This is a genomic window from Pseudomonas sp. GW823-FHT02E01 (assembly GCF_058797535.1).
In genome coordinates, this window is the sequence record NZ_JBXAJS010000002.1 from 602,525 (window position 1) to 621,911 (window position 19,387).

13 protein-coding genes are annotated in these 19,387 nt (G+C 61.1%); 3 read left to right on the forward strand and 10 right to left on the reverse strand.

What is annotated here, in order from left to right:
• Positions 1-112: 112 nt before the first annotated feature.
• From dbpA to betI, 7 genes are all read right to left on the reverse strand, one after another.
• A complete protein-coding gene (gene dbpA, locus AC1RDQ_RS06595; RefSeq protein WP_235863953.1) occupies positions 113-1,450 on the reverse strand; it encodes an ATP-dependent RNA helicase DbpA in 1,338 nt (445 codons plus the stop codon).
• Between the two features lie 105 nt (positions 1,451-1,555).
• Entirely contained in the window at positions 1,556-2,983 is a 1,428-nt protein-coding gene (mdtD, locus tag AC1RDQ_RS06600) for a multidrug transporter subunit MdtD (protein WP_057712975.1), read from the reverse strand.
• Positions 2,984-3,152: 169 nt separating this feature from the next.
• Positions 3,153-4,490 (reverse strand): TldD/PmbA family protein, encoded by a 1,338-nt coding sequence (locus AC1RDQ_RS06605; RefSeq protein WP_223500971.1) that lies wholly within the window; start codon positions 4,488-4,490, stop codon positions 3,153-3,155.
• Complete coding sequence (locus AC1RDQ_RS06610; RefSeq protein ID WP_492586750.1) at positions 4,490-5,932, reverse strand: TldD/PmbA family protein; 1,443 nt, start codon at positions 5,930-5,932, stop codon at positions 4,490-4,492. Before AC1RDQ_RS06610 ends, AC1RDQ_RS06605 begins: the two co-directional genes overlap by 1 nt.
• 284 nt (positions 5,933-6,216) lie before the next feature.
• A complete protein-coding gene (betA, locus tag AC1RDQ_RS06615) occupies positions 6,217-7,917 on the reverse strand; it encodes a choline dehydrogenase (RefSeq protein WP_218494726.1) in 1,701 nt (566 codons plus the stop codon).
• A gap of 204 nt (positions 7,918-8,121) precedes the next feature.
• Complete coding sequence (gene betB / locus AC1RDQ_RS06620) at positions 8,122-9,594, reverse strand: betaine-aldehyde dehydrogenase (protein WP_057712979.1); 1,473 nt, start codon at positions 9,592-9,594, stop codon at positions 8,122-8,124.
• A gap of 62 nt (positions 9,595-9,656) precedes the next feature.
• Positions 9,657-10,250: a transcriptional regulator BetI gene (betI, locus tag AC1RDQ_RS06625; RefSeq protein ID WP_007985937.1), complete on the reverse strand. Its 594-nt coding sequence runs from the start codon at positions 10,248-10,250 to the stop codon at positions 9,657-9,659.
• 381 nt (positions 10,251-10,631) lie between these two features.
• Between betI and AC1RDQ_RS06630 the strand changes: the two genes are divergently transcribed.
• Entirely contained in the window at positions 10,632-12,572 is a 1,941-nt protein-coding gene (locus AC1RDQ_RS06630) for a BCCT family transporter (protein ID WP_223473802.1), read from the forward strand.
• Positions 12,573-12,831: 259 nt separating this feature from the next.
• Here the strand turns inward: AC1RDQ_RS06630 and choV are convergent, their stop codons facing one another.
• The 3 genes from choV to AC1RDQ_RS06645 all read right to left on the reverse strand — a co-directional run bounded on the left by choV (position 12,832) and on the right by AC1RDQ_RS06645 (position 15,866).
• Positions 12,832-14,010 carry a choline ABC transporter ATP-binding protein gene (gene choV / locus AC1RDQ_RS06635; RefSeq protein ID WP_047534342.1) on the reverse strand — a complete coding sequence of 393 codons (1,179 nt, stop codon included), beginning with the start codon at positions 14,008-14,010 and terminating at the stop codon, positions 12,832-12,834.
• Positions 14,007-14,852 (reverse strand): choline ABC transporter permease subunit, encoded by an 846-nt coding sequence (gene choW, locus AC1RDQ_RS06640; RefSeq protein WP_057716544.1) that lies wholly within the window; start codon positions 14,850-14,852, stop codon positions 14,007-14,009. The genes choV and choW overlap by 4 nt, the downstream gene beginning before the upstream one ends.
• Before the next feature lie 66 nt (positions 14,853-14,918).
• Entirely contained in the window at positions 14,919-15,866 is a 948-nt protein-coding gene (locus AC1RDQ_RS06645; RefSeq protein ID WP_223502262.1) for a choline ABC transporter substrate-binding protein, read from the reverse strand.
• Positions 15,867-16,301: 435 nt separating this feature from the next.
• Here AC1RDQ_RS06645 and AC1RDQ_RS06650 point away from each other — a divergent pair, with 435 nt between their 5' ends.
• Entirely contained in the window at positions 16,302-17,678 is a 1,377-nt protein-coding gene (locus AC1RDQ_RS06650; protein ID WP_223502263.1) for an L-serine ammonia-lyase, read from the forward strand.
• 538 nt (positions 17,679-18,216) lie between these two features.
• Positions 18,217-19,320 (forward strand): choline metabolism transcriptional regulator GbdR, encoded by a 1,104-nt coding sequence (gbdR, locus tag AC1RDQ_RS06655; protein WP_007975492.1) that lies wholly within the window; start codon positions 18,217-18,219, stop codon positions 19,318-19,320.
• Positions 19,321-19,387 lie beyond the last annotated feature (67 nt).

Below are 19,387 nucleotides of genomic sequence, written 5' to 3' on the forward strand. Positions count from 1 at the left end.
AGGAGCGAGCTTGCTCGCGATGGGCGTGAACGATAACGCTGGCAGTCTGGCTCACCGCGGTGAGCTCAGGTTTTTCGCGAGCAAGCTCGCTCCTACAGGGGGGGGCGTGTTGTTACAGGATGCGAACGCGCAACGAACGGCCCTTGATCTTGCCGTCGTTCAAACGCTGCAAGGCCTGCTTGGCGACGCCGCGCTCCACGGCCACATAGGCCTGGAAGTCGAAAATCGCGATCTTGCCGACCTGGGCACCGGGGATGCCGGCGTCACCGGTCAGTGCGCCAAGAATGTCGCCCGGACGAACCTTGTCCTTACGGCCGCCAGCAATGCACAGGGTGCTCATCTGCGGCAACAGCGGACCACCACCCTTGGAGGTGAGGTTGTCCACCTGATCCCAGGTCAATGGTGTCTTCTGCAATTGCTCGATAGCCTGGGCGCGCTGTGCTTCGGACGGCGCCACCAGGCTGATCGCGAGGCCTTTCTCACCGGCGCGGCCAGTACGGCCGACGCGGTGAATGTGGATTTCCGAATCACGGGCCAGTTCGACGTTGATCACCATGTCCAGGGAATCGATATCGAGGCCGCGCGCAGCGACGTCGGTTGCCACCAGCACCGAAGTGCTGCGGTTGGCGAACATCGCCAGCACCTGGTCGCGGTCACGTTGTTCCAGATCGCCGTGCAGGCCGACGGCGGAGATGCCCTTGGCGGTCAGGTGATCGACGGTTTCCTGAACTTGCTGCTTGGTGAAGCAGAAAGCCACGCAGGAGGCCGGACGGAAGTGGCCAAGCACCTTGGTCACCGCACTCATGCGGTCATCCGGGGAAATCTCGTAGAAGCGCTGCTCGATCTGCGTGTCGTCGTGGAACGCCTCGGCCTTGACCTGCTGCGGATTGCGCATGAATTTCGAGGCCAGCTGCTTGATACCGACCGGGTAGGTGGCGGAGAACAGCAGGGTCTGGCGACGTTCCGGGGCCTGCATGATGATTTCTTCGATGGAATCGTAGAAACCCATGTCGAGCATGCGGTCGGCTTCGTCGAGGATCAGGGTGTTCAGGCCGTGGAGCACCAGCGAGCCCTTGCGCAGGTGCTGCTGGATGCGCCCCGGAGTGCCGACGATGATGTGCGCGCCGTGCTCCAGCGAAGCGATCTGCGGGCCGAGGGACACGCCGCCGCACAGGGTCAGGACCTTGATGTTGTCTTCGGCACGGGCCAGGCGACGGATTTCCTTGGCGACCTGGTCGGCCAGCTCGCGGGTCGGGCACAGGATCAGCGCCTGGCAACCGAAGTAACGCGGATTGATCGGGTTCAGCAGGCCGATGCCGAACGCGGCGGTCTTGCCGCTGCCGGTCTTGGCTTGGGCGATCAGGTCCATCCCCTTGAGGATCACCGGCAAGCTTTGCGCCTGGATCGGCGTCATCTGGGCATAACCGAGGGAGTCGAGGTTAGCCAGCATGGCGGCGGACAGCGGCAAAGTATTAAATTCGGTGGCGATGGTGGTCACGGGACTGGCCTGCAAAACAAAATGTCGCGCAGTGTACCAGTCCGATGGCCATTCGCCCTAAGGCTCTATGTGTTCTTCCGGACGTTTGACTCGCCGTCCGTCATTCCGTGACAGCTGGGAAAAGATCGTCGCGGCCAGCATTGCCATGATTCCAACCGTCACAAACGTCAGTTGAAAGGCGCCCAAAACCGTGTCCACACCGTCATTTCCGATCTCGGCCGTGAACCCGCCGAGCAATGCACCGGCGCAGGCTACCCCCAGACTCAGTGACAATTGCGCGACCACCGACAGCAGGCTGTTGCCGCTGCTGGCGCTGGCATCGTCGAGGTCGATCAGGGTCACGGTGTTCATCGCGGTGAACTGCAGGGAGTTGATCGCGCCAAGGATCGCCAGCTGGCACAGCAGCAGCCAGTACGGCGTCTGCTCGCTGACCAGGCCCATGCTCGCCAGCATGATCCCCAGCGCCAGGGTGTTGCCGGTGAGCACGATGCGGTAACCCAGATGTTCGATCAGCGGCCGCGCCACCCACTTGGCGATCATCGCCGCCGCCGCCAGCGGCAGCATGCTCATCCCGGCCTGGGACGGCGAATAGCCCAGCGCCACTTGCAGCAGCAACGGCACCAGAAAGGGCAGGGCGCCGCTGCCGAGGCGGGCGAACAGGTTGCCGAGAATGCCCACGGCAAAGGTCCGGGTCTTGAACAGCGACGGCGCGAACAGCGGGTTTTCGATATGCCCGGCACGCAGCCAGTACGCCGCCAGGCACGCCATGCCGCCGAACAGCAGCAACATCACCCGCAGGTGCGGCAGGTGCAGTTCGCCCAGGCCTTCCATGGCGATGGTGATCAGAATCATAGCCGCGCCGAACAGCACAAAGCCCAGGCTATCGAAACGGGTGCGCTCGGTGCCGCGCAGATCCGGGATGAACTTCCACACGGCGTAGCAGCCGACCAGCCCCACCGGCAGGTTGATCAGGAATATCCAGTGCCACGTCAGGTATTGCACCATCCAGCCGCCCATGGTCGGGCCGATCAACGGGCCGAGCAGCCCGGGAATGGTGATGAAACCCATGATCCGCACCAGCTCCGAGCGCGGGTAGGCGCGCAACACCACCAGCCGCCCGACCGGCAGCATCAACGCGCCGCCCAAGCCCTGGATCACCCGGGAGCCGATCAACTGGGTCAGGCTGGTCGACAATGCGCAGAGCAGCGAGCCGAGGCTGAACAGCAAAATCGCACTGAAGAAGATTTTCCGGGTGCCGAAGCGATCGGCGATCCAGCCGGACGCGGGAATCAGCAAGGCGACCGTGAGCATGTAGGCGATGATCACACCTTGCATGCGCAGCGGATCTTCGGCCAGGTCCCGGGCCATGGCGGGCAGGGCGGTGTTGAGGATCGTCCCGTCGAGGGACTGCATGAAGAAGGCAATGGCGACGACCCAGGGTATCCAGCGGGCAGTCACAGCGTCGAGAGGCGGGCGGTTGGGCATGGGACCTCTTGTGGATGAAGTCAATGCTAAATGATTTGTGATCACAGTCATTGTGGGAGCGAGCTTGCTCGCGATAGCGGTAGATCAGTCGACAATGATGTTGAATGAAATGGCCTCATCGCGAGCAAGCTCGCTCCCACAAGGTTCCCGGTGTTCCGGGAGTTTGTGGTTACAGCGTTAATGTGAGCCGGTTTACGAGCGCCCCCGGCAACAACGCCGACGCCGTCGCCCGCTGGCTGTACGTACTCGCCGACAGCAACAATTCCCGCTCCTGGGTCAACGCTTCCAACTGCGAACCGAGCAGGCTGAAGGCGCTGTCATCAAAACGCATGGTGCTGACCGGTGCCTGAATCACGCCGTTTTCGACCCAGAACGTGGCAAACCGGGTCATGCCGGTCAGGCGGGCGGCCGGTTGATCCGAGAAGTTCAGGTACCACAGGTTGCTGATGTACAACCCGGTGCCCAGTTGCTTGAGGATGTCCGCGTCAGGCAATGCCCCGGCCTTCATGTTCAGCGCACTCGGTGATTCACCGCCGCTGGCGCCATTGGCGGTCAAGCCGTATTCCGCGGCGCTGCGCGAGCTGACCAGTTGTGCCCCGGCCTTGCCGTCGACGATCAACCCCAGGTCGCTGCGTGGATAACCTTCATCGGAAAACGCCGGGCTCAGCGAGCCGCTGACTTTTTCATCCAGCGAGACCAGCGGGCTGAACGCGCTGTCGCCTCCGTAAAGCTTTTGCAGCGGGCTGCTTTTGCTGGCAATCGACTGTGCAGAGAATCCCCCCCAGCACAGCATGCCCATGATTTCTTCCAGCGCCGCCGGTGCCAGGTAGGCGCGATATTGGCCGGGCGCCAAAGTGCGCAGCGGCCGGCCCAGAAACTCAAGCTGCTCGCGGGCTTGCTGGAAGCGTCTGGCAAAGCCTTCGCTGTTCCAGTCATGCCCGGCGTAGCTGGCTTTCACGGCCTGGCCATTCTCGTGGAACAGGCTGAAGTCGAAATTGAAGCTGTTGGCCTGATGCCAGCCGAAGGCACCCGAAGAACTGGCAAAGCCGCGACTGATCGGTCCGGCAGCGTAGAAACCGACAAGATCCAGGCCTTCGGCAGCCTGGGTGATTTGCGCGACCACCTGTTCGGTGTCCGGCAGTGGATGCGACTGCACGTTGTTGCTCTGCCAGCCATTGTGGTTGAGCAGTAAGTAAGGATCCGGAGGCAGCAGCGGCAAGGTTTCCCGCAGCTGTTGCAGGCCTTCGGTCAACCGTCGCAGATCAACCTGGGGATCGCCGGCCAGGGTGATGTTCAGGTCGGCATGACGGCCTTCGTTGATCAGCTTCAAGCCGATACTCGCCTGCTGCACCTGACCGGCCTGGCGCACCTTGGCGTGGTTGAAACGCACGAAGGCCGACGACTCGGCGGCGTAGCTGAGGGTGAACTGCTCGGGCTCTTGCAGGGCTGCACGCAGGCTGTTGACCAGCGCCTTGAACGACGCGGACTGGCTGTTTGAAGGATTCATCAGGCGTCTCCTCCGAATACATCAACGTTGCTGAACACGCAGGCCGGTGACGCGTGGCCGACGCGGATCACCTGGTTCGGTTCGCCCTTGCCGCAGTTCGGTGTGCCGAGGACCTTGAGGGTACCGGCATCGCCGACGGCGCTGAGGCTTTTCCAGAACTGCGCGGAGATGCCCCTATAGTTGGGATTCTTCACCACGCCCTTGAGTTCGCCGTTTTCGATCAGTTGGCCCCATTCGCAGCCGAACTGGAATTTGTTGCGTGCATCGTCGATCGACCATGAGCGGTTGGTCGACATCAGCACGCCGTGTTCGATGCCAGCGATCAGTTGCTCGATGGACTGATCGCCGGGCTCGATATTGAGGTTGGCCATGCGGTCGATGGGTGGGCGGTTCCAGCCGCAGGCGCGGCTGTTGGCGACGCCGTCCATGCCGGCACGGAATTGCGACAACGCACCGCCCAGCGGGCGCAGCAACAGGCCTTCGCGGATCAGGAACTGTTTGCTGGCGGGTGTACCGTCGTCGTCATGAGCGTAACTGGCGAGCTCCTCGGGGATGTCGGGATCGAAGGTCACGTTGAGCAGGCCGGAACCGTATTGCAGGTGGCCGAAATCGCTGGCTTTGACGAAACTGGTACCGGCGTAATTGCGCTCGTCGCCGAGAATGCGGTCCAGTTCCAGCGGATGGCCGATGGATTCGTGGATTTGCAGCATCATCTGGTCGGGCATCAGCAGCAGGTCGCGCTTGCCTTGCGGGGTGTTTGGCGCCAGGAGCAATTGCAGGGCCTGATCGGCCACCTGGGCACCGGCACCGATCAGGCCGCAGCGGCTGATGACGTCCGCCGCGCCTTGCTGGCCGAAGTTCTCGCGGCCAAGGCTGCGGGTCTGGCTGTCGTTGCCGTCGTAGGCCGTGACGTCCAGGCCGGGGTACACAAAGCGTTGGGCCTGGCGCAGTTCGGCACCGGCGCTGTTGAGGTAAATCTGCTCGACGTGGGTGATACCGAGGCTGACCTGCCAGTTCACCAAGCGCTCGTCCTTGGGCACGGCGGCCGACTCGGTGCCAAGCAGTTGGAAGCAGTCGCTCAGGGACGGGAAGGCCTGGTCGAGGTTGGGTGAAAAGTAATCGGCGCGGTCGCTGGAAACAGCCTGCTCGCGTAGGTCCAGCAAGGCGTGGGGCTTGAGTCGACGGGCCTGGAATTCGGCGCGTTCGAGGGCGGCTTGCAAGCCCTGTTGCGACAGGTCGTTAGTGGCCGCATAGGCCTCGACGCCATTGACCCGCACGGTCAGCATCGCCCCTTCGTCACGGCTCAGGCTCGGTGGTTCGGCGACGTTCTTGCGCACCGACAGGTACTGCCCGGATTCGCGCACATAACGCAGGGAAAAGAATTCAGCACCCGTGCGCAAGGCAGCGAAGCGCTGCTTGAGCTGGGGGTAGAAATCGAACATTCGTGAACCTCCTGGGTATGGAGTGGCGATGGAGCGGTGCTGCGAGGGGAGAGGTGAAACGATTGCGTGGCGCTAGATTAGGCCTGCGAGGGGGGAGGATCAAGGGTGAAACGGTGTAGAGAGGGATTATCGGGTTCGGCCGGAAGATGTGTGTTGGTTGTCAGGGCCCCATCGCGAGCAAGCTCGCTCCCACAGTAGTCCGGGCTGGATCACAAATCTGCAATCCAACCCGAAACCTGTGGGAGCGAGCTTGCTCGCGATTGGCCGTGACGCGGTGTAGCGACTTATGCAGTCTGGCTCACTTCCCGCACCGGCTTGCCCTTCACCGGCGCTTCACCCGCCACATAGTAAGTGGCGGTGCTGCGCGGCAATGGCTTGCGACCACGGATCTTGTCGGCGATTTTCTCGGCCATCATGATCGTCGGTGCATTGAGGTTGCCGGTGGTGATGATCGGCATGATCGACGCATCGACCACACGCAGGCCTTGCATGCCATGCACGCGACCTTCGCCATCGACCACGGCCATTTCGTCGGTGCCCATCTTGCACGAGCAGGACGGGTGGAACGCGGTTTCGGCGTGTTCGCGGATGAACTTGTCCAGTTGCTCGTCGGTTTGCACCTCGATGCCCGGGCTGATCTCGCGACCGCGGAAGGCGTCCAGTGCAGGTTGCTGCATGATTTCCCGGGTCAGGCGGATGCCGTCGCGGAACTCTTGCCAGTCCTGCTCGGTGGCCATGTAGTTGAACAGGATGCTCGGGTGCTGGCGCGGATCCTTGGACTTGGCCTGGATGCGCCCGCGGCTTGGCGAACGCATGGAGCCCATGTGCGCCTGGAAGCCGTGCTCTTTCACACCGTTGCTGCCGTTGTAGTTAATCGCTACCGGCAGGAAGTGGTACTGGATGTTCGGCCATTCGAACTCCGGACGGGTACGGATGAAACCGCCGGCTTCGAACTGGTTGCTGGCGCCGATGCCGGTGCCGTTGAACAGCCACTCGGCACCGATGGCCGGCTGGTTGTACCAGAGCAGCGACGGGTACAGCGAGACCGGTTGGGTGCAAGCGTATTGCAGGTACAGCTCAAGGTGATCCTGCAGGTTTTCACCGACGCCCGGCAGATCGTGGACCACCGGAATGTCGAGTTTGTTCAGCAGTTCGGCAGGGCCCACGCCGGAGCGTTGCAGGATCTGCGGCGAAGCGATGGCGCCGGAGCACAGCAGCACTTCCTTGCGCGCCTTGACTTCAACGCGCTCCTCGGCGGCGCCGACCAGGTAACGCACGCCGACCGCACGCTTGCCTTCGAACAGGATCTTGTCGGTCAGGGCGTGGGTGACGATGGTCAGGGTCGAACGCTTCTTGGCGACGTCCAGGTAGCCGCGGGCGGTGGAGGCACGACGACCTTTCGGCGTCACGGTGCGGTCCATCGGGCCGAAGCCTTCCTGCTGGTAGCCGTTCAAGTCTTCGGTGCGCGGGTAACCGGCCTGTACGCCGGCTTCAACCATGGCGTGGAACAGCGGGTTGTTGCCGGCTTTCGGCGTGGTCACGCTGACCGGGCCGTCGCCACCGTGGTAGTCGTTAGGGCCGATGTCGCGGGTTTCCGCTTTACGGAAATACGGCAGGCAGTCCAGGTACGACCAGTCCTCAAGGCCTGGCAATTTTGCCCAGCCGTCGTAGTCCATGGCGTTGCCGCGGATGTAGCACATGCCGTTGATCAGCGAGGAACCGCCCAGGCCCTTGCCGCGACCGCACTCCATGCGACGACCGTCCATGTGTGGCTCCGGATCGGTTTCGTAGGCCCAGTTGTAGCGACGGCCTTGCAGCGGGAACGCCAGGGCGGCCGGCATCTGTGTGCGGAAATCGGAACGGTAGTCCGGGCCGCCCGCTTCGAGCAGCAGGACGGTGACGCCTGCGTCTTCGGTCAGACGGGTCGCCAGGGTGTTACCGGCAGAGCCGGCACCGATGATGATGTAGTCGAATTCTTGGGACATTGAATGCACCCTCTTTGAAGTTGGTCAGGTCGCGGTCGCTGGGACACTGCACAACCTGTGGCGAGGGGGCTTGCCCCCGTTCGGCTGCGCAGCAGTCGTAAAATCAGCGACTGCTTTCTATCTGAAGACTTGCGGTGTCTGGAGAGGGGGCTGCTTCGCAGCCCAACGGGGGCAAGCCCCCTCGCCACAGAGACCTCGCAGTACTTAGAACACCGAGACGTAATCGCCCAGCTCGACCTGTACCGATTTGATGCGGGTGAAGTTGTTCAGCGAACTGATGCCGTTCTCACGGCCGACACCCGACTGCTTGTAGCCACCGACCGGCATCTTCGCGTCGGATTCGCCCCAGGCGTTGATCCAGCAGATACCGGCTTCCAGCTGATGAATCACACGGTGGGCGCGGTTCAGGTCCTTGGTGACGATACCGGCGGCCAGGCCGAAGTCGGTGTCGTTGGCGCGGCGGATCACTTCTTCTTCGGTTTCGTAGGAGAGGATCGCCATCACCGGGCCAAAGATTTCTTCACGGACGATGGTCATGTCGTCGGTGCAGTCGGTGAACACGGTCGGCGCCACGAACGCACCCTTGGCGAATTCACCGTCGGTCAGGCGCTCACCGCCGCACAGCAGGCGGGCACCTTCTTCCTTGCCCTTGGCGATGTAGCCCAGCACGCTTTCCATGTGCGCAAAGCTGACCAGCGGACCGAAGTTGGTGTTTTCGTCTTCCGGGTTGCCGATGCGGATGCGCGCAACGCGCTCAGCGATCTTGGCTTCGAAAGCGGCCTTCAGGTGAGCCGGTACGAACACGCGAGTGCCGTTGGTGCAAACCTGGCCGGAGCTGTAGAAGTTGGCCATCATCGCGGTGTCGGCGGCGCGATCGAGGTCGGCGTCGTCGCAGATGATCAGTGGCGACTTGCCACCCAGTTCCATGGTCACGTCCTTGAGCGAAGAGCTCGAAGCGCTGGCCATGACTTTCTTGCCGGTATCGGTGCCGCCGGTGAACGAGACTTTCTCGATGCGTGGGTGTTCGGTCAGCCAGGTGCCGACTTCACGGCCACTGCCGGTCAGGACGTTGAACACGCCGTTTGGCACGCCGGCTTCGGTGTAGATCTCGGCCAGTTTCAGGGTGGTCAGCGAGGTGACTTCGCTTGGCTTGAAGATCATCGCGTTACCGGCCGCCAGGGCTGGTGCGGATTTCCACAGGGCGATCTGGATCGGGTAGTTCCACGCGCCGATACCGGCCACGACGCCCAGCGGCTCGCGACGGGTGTAGACGAACGAAGTGGTGCGCAGCGGAATCTGCTCGCCTTCGATGGCCGGTACCAGGCCTGCGTAGTACTCCAGCACGTCAGCGCCGGTGACGATGTCGACGTAGCGGGTTTCGGAGTAGGCCTTGCCGGTGTCCAGGGTTTCCAGGGCGGCCAGTTCGTCGTTGCGCTCGCGCAGGATTTCCACGGCACGACGCAGGATGCGCGAACGCTCCATGGCGGTCATGGCGGCCCAGATCTTCTGGCCCTTTTCGGCGCTGACGACGGCGCGTTCGACGTCTTCCTTGGTAGCACGTTGCACTTTTGCGAGGACTTCACCGTTAGCCGGGTTGATGGCTTCGAAAGTGGCGTCGCTGCTGGCGTCGCTGTACGCGCCATCGATGTAGAGTTTTTGCAGTTCGAAACGGGCCATAAAGTCCTCGCAAGAGCATTAAGTGGCTGGCGCGGTTCGGTGGTTGAGCGTTTATGTGTGCTCTAACTCACCCGCTTGGCCAGTTGGGTATCCATGTATTCGTAAGCAATCTGTTGCGCCTGCTCGGTGTCGAAAGCATCTCCCGACAACGCGCCGCGCAACCACAGGCCGTCGATCAACGCTGCCAGGCCTCGGGCCGCACTGCGCGCATCATTGAGCGGCAGCACGCGGCGAAACTGGCAGCACAGGTTGGAATACAGACGGTGATCGTTGATCCGCTGCAACCTGTGCAAAGACGGCTGGTGCATGCTGGTGGCCCAGAAGGCCAGCCAGGTTTTCATTGCCGGGCCATTGACCTGGCTGGCGTCGAAGTTGCCTTCGATGATCACCTGCAGATGAGCCCTCGGGCTGTCATCTGTCAGCGCCTGTCGGCGCAGGGTGACGTTCTCGCTCAGGACGGTCATCAGGTACCCCATGGTGGCGGCGATCAGGCCATTCTTGTCCTGAAAGTAGTGACTGATGATGCCATTCGAGACACCGGCCAAACGGGCGATCAGCGCAATGCTGGCGTCCCCCATTCCGACCTGATCGACGGCCTGCAAAGTGGCTTCGATCAATTGCTGGCGGCGGATGGGTTGCATACCGACCTTGGGCATCTTGCACATCTCCTTAGGCCTTCCCGCAGACGCAGAACGTCCATCGGCTTGAGGGCCAGTCTATTTTGTTTTGATTGAACGTTCAATCAACAAAGAATAAGATCTGCGACAAATCGTCGCTGCTTACAGATTTTTCCTACATGTAAATGGCGGCAAACCGACATCCGAAATAGCTCGAAGCCTATACGCCACGGCGTCTCAAGGGCTTCGGGCTTTTTTCGGGCTGTCTTTATATCACCCGCCGGTCGGCTGCCCACTAACCGATTGGTCGGGTAACTCGTTTGTCTTGCGTTCTTCTCTCGCACTGCCCGGAGCATCTGTGCCATGAGTTCTGCCTCGCTAATAAAGACCCCACCCGAGAAGGTGACGGTCAACGGTTGGGTGTTCTACACCTCTACCGCGTTGATTCTGTTGTTGACCGCCATTCTGATCATCGCCCCGCAAGAGGCCGGCAGAATGCTGGGTACGGCGCAAGCCTGGTTGTCCCGCAGCTTCGGCTGGTACTACATGGTGGTGATCGCCGCCTACCTGATTTTTGTCGTTGGTCTGGCGTTTTCGTCCTACGGCAAATTGAAACTGGGCAGCAAAGACGACACCCCGGACTTCAGCTATGGCGCCTGGGCGGGGATGCTGTTCTCCTCGGGTATCGGTATTTCGCTGCTGTACTTCGGCGCGTCCGAGCCGCTGGACCACTACTTCAACCCACCGGAAGGCGTGGCTGGCAGCAACCTGGCGGCCCGTCAGGCGGTGCAGCTGACCTTCCTGCACTGGGGCTTGCATGGCTGGGCGATCTACGCGCTGGTCGGCCTGGCCGTGGCGTACTTTGCCTACCGGCACAACCAGCCGCTGGCGTTGCGTTCGGCGTTGTATCCGCTGGTGGGAGAGCGTTGGGTCAAGGGCGCGGCCGGGCACGCGGTGGACGGCTTCGGCATGTTCGTGACCCTGCTGGGGCTGGTGACGAACCTGGGGATCGGTTCGCTGCAAGTGTCGTCGGGGCTGGAAAACCTGTTCGGCATGGAGCACAGCAACACCAACCTGCTGATCGTGATCATCGTGATGAGCACCGTGGCGACCATCGCTGCCGTGTCGGGCGTGGAAAACGGCATCCGCCGTCTGTCCAACCTCAACATCGTGCTGTTCAGCGGCCTGCTGATTTTCGTCCTGTTGTTCGGCCCGACCTTGCACCTGCTCAACGGCTTCGTACAGAACGTCGGCGACTACCTGAACGGCGTGGTGCTGAAGACTTTCGATCTGTATGTGTACGAAGGCGACAGTGAGAAGTCCGACCGCTGGCTGGGCCTGTGGACCCTGTTCTACTGGGCCTGGTGGATTTCCTGGGCGCCATTCGTGGGCATGTTCATCGCGCGTATTTCCCGTGGTCGCACCGTGCGCGAACTGGTGGCCGGCGTGCTGCTGATTCCGCTGGGCTTCACCCTGGCGTGGCTGTCGATCTTCGGTAACTCTGCCCTGGACCTGGTGATGAACCATGGGGCGGTGGAGCTCGGGAAGACGGCGCTGGAACAGCCGTCCATGGCGATCTACCAGTTGCTTGAGCATTACCCGGCGTCGAAGGTTGTGATCGGCGTGTCGATCTTTGTCGGTTTCGTGCTGTTCCTGACCCCGGCGGACTCCGGCGCGGTGATGATGGCCAACCTTTCGTGCAAGGGCGGCAATGTCGACGAAGACGCGCCGCACTGGCTGCGGATCTTCTGGTCGGCGGTGATCACCCTGGTGACCATCGGCCTGCTGTTCGCCGGCAACTTCGAAGCCATGCAGACCATGGTGGTGCTGGCCGGTCTGCCGTTCTCGGTGGTGCTGGTGTTCTTCATGTTCGGCTTGCACAAGGCCATGCGCCAGGACGTGCAGATCGAACAGGAGCAAGCGGAACTGGCGGCACGTGGTCGCCGTGGTTTCACTGAGCGCTTGACCCAGCTGGACCTGCAACCGAGCCAGTCGGTGGTCCAGCGCTTCATGGACAAGCACGTGACTCCGGCGCTGGACGATGCGGCTGTGCAGCTGCGTACGCAAGGCCTGGAAGTGCAGACGCTGCTGGGCAAGTCCAAGCGTTGCATGGGCGTACGGGTCGAGATGGAAGAGGGCAACCCGTTTGTCTACGAAGTCAGCCTGGATGGCTACCTGGCCACGCCAACCGAATCGGCTCAATCCGATGAGGCGCGTCAGCGTTACTATCGTGCCGAGGTGTATCTGCACAACGGTAGCCAGGACTACGACTTGATGGGCTTCACCCAGGATCAGATCACCCGTGACGTGCTCGATCAGTTTGAAAGCCATCGGCAGCTCCTTGGCCGGGTTTATAGCTAAGGTGTGAGGAACTGCGGTGCAGTGAATGCTCCGCAACCCCCTGTGGGAGCGAGCTTGCTCGCGATAGCGGAGGGACAGTCAACACTCATGTTGAATGTTAAGCCCTCATCGCGAGCAAGCTCGCTCCCACAGGTTGTTCTGCGTCCATGTGAGAACGGGCTTGCCCGCGATGGGGCCATCGGCCACAAAGCTGCGTCACCCGATATCCCCACAAACAAAAACGCCGCGATACTCTCGCGGCGTTTTTGTGTCTGTTGCCTTACCCCAGGTTCTTGCCGAGCAGTGCGTGATACAGCTCGCTGTCGCCAAGAATCCCCACTACATGGTTGTTATCGTGCAGCACCAGTTTGTTGCCGGTCTGATAACGAATCTGCAGCGCATCGCGCATGCCGATGTTCGAGTCCACCAGGGTTGGCCGACGACCCAGGCCTTCAACAGCCTGGCCCGGTACCCAGTTCTGCAGATCCAGAGCAGAACCGTTTTGACGTGCACCTTTGATAGTGTTGCCTTCCGCCAGGTCCAGCCACGAATCGCCGCCCGGATCGAGGCACACCGAACCGTTGATGCGTTTGCAGTTGTCCAGGGTGCGCATCAGGCTGCGGCCGCACAGTACGTTCAGCGGGTTGGTGTGGGCCACGAAGGTCCGCACGTAGTCGTCCGCCGGGTTCAGCACGATCTCTTCCGGCACACTGTACTGGATGATCCGGCCGTCTTTCATGATCGCGATACGGCTGCCAAGTTTCAGGGCTTCATCGAGGTCGTGGCTTACGAATACGATGGTCTTGCTCAGCTTGCGTTGCAGTTCCAACAGCTCGTCTTGCAGACCCTGGCGGATCAGTGGGTCGAGCGCCGAGAACGGTTCGTCCATCAACAGAATGTCGGCGTCCATCGCCAAGGCACGGGCCAGGCCCACGCGTTGTTGCATACCACCGGACAGCTCGTTGGGTTTCTTGTTGCGCCACTGGGTCAGGCCCACCAGCTCCAGCTTGTCGTCCACCAGCTTGCGGCGTTCCTTCTCGGGACGACCCTGCATCTCCAGACCGAAGCTGATGTTCTCGCGAACGGTCAGCCAGGGCATCAGGGCGAACTTCTGGAACACCATCGCAATGCGCTTGGTGCGCATCATTTTCAGTTCTGCCGGGGTGCAGGAGGCAATGTCGATCTGCTTGCCTTCGTGCTCGACGAACAGCTTGCCGCGGCTGACGGTGTTGAGGCCGTTGATGCAGCGCAGCAGGCTGGATTTACCGGAGCCGGACAGGCCCATCAGTACGCAGATCTCACCTTTTTCGATGTCCAGGCTGGCTTTTTCAACACCAACAATCTGCCCGGTCTTTTTCAGGATCTCGTTACGGGTCATGCCTTGATCCAGCAGCTTGAGTGCCTCGCGTGGATCCTTGGAGAAGATAACGTCAACGTTATCGAAGCGAATAATGCTCATGCGTCACCCCCTACTTTGGCGTCGGGTTGTTTGCAGATACGGTCGAGCATGATCGCCAGCAGTACGATCGCCAGACCTGCTTCGAAGCCCAGGGCGATATCAGCGGTATTCAGTGCGTTGACCACGGGTTTGCCCAAACCGTCGGCGCCAACCAGTGCCGCGATCACCACCATCGACAACGACAGCATGATGCACTGGGTGATGCCGGCCGCGATGCTTGGCATGGCATGAGGCAGTTCAATTCGCGAGAGCAGTTGACGGCGCGAGCAGCCAAAGGCCTTGCCGGCGTCCATCAATTCTTCCGGGACATCGCGGATACCCAGGTAGGTCAGGCGGATGGGCGCGGCAATCGCGAACACCACCGTGGAGATCAGACCCGGGACCACACCCAGCCCGAAGAGGGTCAGGGTAGGAATGAGGTACACGAACGTCGGTACGGTCTGCATCAGATCGAGTACCGGACGCATTAAAGTATAGAACATCGGTTTGTGCGCGGCGACGATGCCCAGCGGCACGCCGATGATCACGCAGACCAGGGTGGCGAACAACACCTGGGCGAGGGTTTCCATGGTCTCCTGCCAGTACCCCAGATTGAGGATCAGCAGAAAGGAGGCAACGACAAACGCTGTCAGGCCCCATTTACGTTGAATGAAGTGTGCCAGTAGTGCGATTACGCCGATCAGTACCAGCGGGTTGAACCAGGTCAGCGCAAACGTCACGCCGTGGATCATCGTTTCCAGTGACACGGCGATGGCGTCGAAGGTGTTGGCGCCGTGTTGCGTCAACCATTCAACGAAGCCCGCGATGTACTGGCCTAAGGGGATTTTCTGATCAATCAGCATGGTAGTGAACGTCCGCATGCAAGGAAATAAACAGCCCGGACGGCCGAGGCCGCCCGGCATAAGCGATTACTTGGCCAGTGTGGCTTTCACGGCCTCCAGGCCTGGTTTACCGTCAATGGTGGTCACGCCAGCGAGCCAGGTATCGAGCACCTGTGGATTGTTTTTCAGCCAGGCCTTGGCGGCCGCGTCAGGCTTCATCTTGTCGTCCAGGATGTTGCCCATCAGTTCGCTTTCCATGTCGACGGTGAACTCCAGGTTCTTCAACAACTGACCAACGTTGCTGCACTCCTGCGCGTAACCCTTGCGGGTGTTGGTCGCCACGGTGGCGGCACCGAAGTCGGGGCCGAAGAAGTCATCGCCACCGGTCAGGTATTGAATTTTGAAGCGCTTGTTCATCGGGTGCGGCGCCCAGCCGAGGAACACCACGGCGGTGTCGCGTTTCTGTGCGCGGTCGACCTGCGACAGCATGCCTGCTTCGGAGGATTCGACGACTTTGAAACCGGCGGTCTTCAGGCCGAAGGCATCCTTGTCGATCATGCTCTGGATCAGACGGTTACCGTCGTTGCCAGGCTCGATGCCGTAGATTTTGCCGTCGAGCTCTTTCTTGAATTTGGCGATGTCGGCGAAGTCATGCAGGCCCTTGTCGTACAGCGCCTGAGGGACGGCGAGGGTGTACTTGGCGCCCTTGAGGTTGGTGCGTACGGTTTCCACGGTGCCGGCATCGCGGTAGGCCTTGATGTCGTTTTCCATGGTCGGCATCCAGTTGCCCAGAAACACGTCCATGTTCTTGCCGTCGGCCAGGGACTTGTAGGTCACGGGCACGGAAATCATGGTGGTCTTGGTCTTGTAGCCGAGGGCGTTGAGCACGACGCTGGTGGTCGCGGTAGTCGCGGTGATGTCGGTCCAGCCGACATCGGAGAAGTTTACGGTACTGCACTGCGCCGGTTCTGCGGCTTGCGCCAGAACCGGCAGACTAAGCATGGCGGCCAACAACAACGACGGGGAACCTTTCATGGATGGACTCCTTGGTGTTTTTTTTGGCAGTGTTCCGACTGGACCACCGCACTTATAGGTTGCGGTTGGATGGCGTTCTGGAGACAGCTCTACCGCAGCGCCTTGCAATCGAGTCGATATGATCATGTACCAGTGAAAATCTGACGCCTACAGGGTGCGTCGTATCCAGTACAGGGATGGTCGCATCCAGTGTCGGTGACGTCGTTTACAGATTTTTTCAGGCCCTTTTCCTCTTCTGAACCGCAAAAAAACGGCGAAAACACGGCGTAAAAGACACGCGGCGCTGGTGGGCATGAGTGCGTCGGTTAGAGACGTCGAACAACACGATAAAAGCTTGATGATGCGGTCATCTCGGCGGATTGCAGCTTGAGCGTAGCAGCTCCGTCACCGTGCGTTTTTGCGTGCGCAGTGGGCCCATCCAGGAGTTCGGCAGTAATGGCTATCAGTGTTTTCGACCTGTTCAAAATCGGCATCGGCCCTTCCAGTTCGCACACCGTGGGGCCCATGCGGGCGGCGGCGTTGTTTGTGCAGGGCCTGCGCGAGCGTGGGTTGCTTGAGCAGGTGCGGCGTGTCGAAGTCCAGCTGTTCGGCTCGTTGTCGGCCACCGGTATCGGCCACGGCAGCGACAATGCAGTGATCATGGGGCTGATGGGCGAGTGGCCGGATGCGATTGATCCGTCGCAAATCGGCATCTGTATCGCCAACCTGCGCGAGACCGATACGCTGCTGCTCGACGGTCGCTTGCCGGTGCCCTTCATCTGGGGCCGGGACATGCGCCTGATCGACGAGAACCTGCCATTCCATCCCAACGCCATGACCCTGATTGTCGAGGGTGATGCCGGCGAGTTGCATCGCGACACCTACTATTCGGTCGGCGGCGGTTTTGTCGTCGATGAAGCGCAGGCTTCCAGCGGTGTCGTCGACCTCGACAGCACTGTGTTGCCTTATGATTTTTCCAGCGCCGCCGAACTGCTGGAACTGTGTAAAAAACACAACCTGCGCGTGGCTGAGTTAATGATGGCCAACGAGAGGGTGTGGCGCAGCGAGGATGAAATCCGCAGCGGCCTGATGAAGCTCTGGCGCGCCATGCAGGATTGCGTTGAACAGGGCCTCAAACACGAAGGCATCCTGCCCGGCGGGTTGAACGTGCGCCGCCGCGCGGCCAAGCTGCATCGCAGCCTGCAGGAACTGAACAAACCCAACGTGATCGGCTCGACCTTGAGCGCCATGGAATGGGTCAACCTGTTCGCCCTGGCGGTCAACGAAGAAAACGCCGCCGGCGGGCGTATGGTCACGGCACCGACCAACGGCGCGGCGGGGATCATTCCGGCGGTGCTGCACTACTTCATGAAATTCAGCGAGGCCGTGACCGACGCCAATGTCGTCGACTACTTCCTCGGCGCGGCGGCGGTGGGAATCCTGTGCAAGAAGAACGCCTCGATCTCCGGTGCCGAAGTCGGTTGCCAGGGCGAAGTCGGTTCGGCCTGCGCCATGGCGGCGGCGGGGCTGGCGGAAATCCTTGGCGCCACGCCAGAGCAGCTGTGCAACGCGGCGGAGATCGGTCTGGAGCACAACCTCGGCCTGACCTGCGACCCGGTGGGTGGGCTGGTCCAGGTGCCGTGCATCGAGCGCAACGCAATTGCCGCGGTGAAGGCGATCAACGCCGCGCAAATGGCATTGCGCGGTGATGGTCAGCACTTCATTTCGCTGGATCGGGTGATCCGCACCATGCGCGATACCGGTGCCGACATGCATGACAAATATAAGGAGACATCGCGGGGTGGGTTGGCGGTGAGTGCGGTGGAGTGTTGAGACCGCGTTGACCCCATCGCGAGCAAGCTCGCTCCCACAGGTTTTGCGTCGGTCACAAAAGTTGTGTTCACCTCGATCCCTGTGGGAGCGAGCTTGCTCGCGAAGGCGGCAGACCAGTCAAAACTGCGCGCCAAGTGAACACCCGCTCGAAGTCGCGCCATCTTTTAGTGCGTCGCTTACAGATAAATCGTCTTGCCAGCGGTCGGGGTCATTCAAGGCTTCGACCATTCGTCACCCGTGCTTGCGGTGACACTCCTCTGCGATGCGGCGAAACGCCGTTCCCACAAGTGCTACCGAATTGCTCACAGCTTGTGGGCCGGGGCGCTTGCCAGTCCTGATGGCCATTTAAATCCCCATGCCTTGCAAGACATACATAGACACATTCCGACGTCGTTTTTAGGAGTTATTGAACGCGCATTCAAATTTAGGCATGGCAATTGCTCTGTCATTACAAAGCCCGTCTCCCACGCGAGAACGATGGCAATAAAAAGAGCCTCCGCCTGAGGCCATCACCCGCTTTGTGTGAGGAGATACCGCGATGACGACGTTCAACTCCGGGGCCCAACCCCAGAACCGTGCGCCTCAATCCATCGGCTTTCTGCTGCTGGACAATTTCACGCTGATTTCTCTGGCCTCCGCAGTGGAACCGCTGCGCATGGCCAACCAGTTGTCCGGTCGCGAGCTTTATCGCTGGACCACCCTCACCGTCGATGGCGGCCAGGTCTGGGCCAGTGACGGCCTGCAAATCACCCCCGACGCTTCCATGCACAAAGCCCCGCCGATGGACACCGTCATCGTGTGCGGCGGCATCGGCATCCAGCGCACTGTTACCCGGGAACACGTGTCATGGCTGCAAAGCCAGGCTCGTCAGTCCCGCCGCCTCGGCGCGGTGTGCACCGGCAGCTGGGCCCTGGCTTGCGCCGGCCTGCTCGATGGTTTCGATTGCAGCGTGCACTGGGAATGCCTGGCGGCGATGCAGGAAGCTTTCCCGCGTGTAGCGATGAGCACCCGCTTGTTCACCCTCGACCGTAACCGCTTCACCAGCTCCGGCGGCACCGCGCCGCTGGACATGATGCTGCACCTGATCAGTCGCGATCACGGACGTGAACTGTCGGCGGCCATTTCGGAAATGTTCGTCTACGAGCGCATCCGCAACGAGCAGGATCACCAGCGTGTGCCGCTCAAGCACATGCTCGGCACCAACCAGCCGAAGTTGCAGGAAATCGTCGCGTTGATGGAGGCCAATCTTGAAGAGCCGATCGACCTGGACGAACTGGCGGTGTATGTCGCGGTGTCCCGTCGTCAGCTCGAACGCCTGTTCCAGAAGTACCTGCACTGCTCGCCGTCGCGTTACTACCTCAAGCTGCGCCTGATCCGCGCGCGCCAGCTGCTCAAGCAAACGCCGATGTCGATCATCGAAGTGGCTTCGGTGTGCGGGTTTGTGTCCACGCCGCACTTCTCCAAGTGCTACCGCGAATACTTCGGCATTCCGCCGCGTGACGAGCGCGTAGGGTCCAACACCACCCAGCAAGTGGCGATGATGCCGTTGCCTCAAGCGCTGGTGCTGTCGCCGTTGTCCGGGCCGTTGTCGGCGCTGAGCCAGGCGCGTAATGAGTCTACGTTTGCCAGTGTAAGGCTCTAGACCGAGGCGCCTTCATCGCGAGCAAGCTCGCTCCCACATTGGTTTTGTGAACGACACAGATCTAATG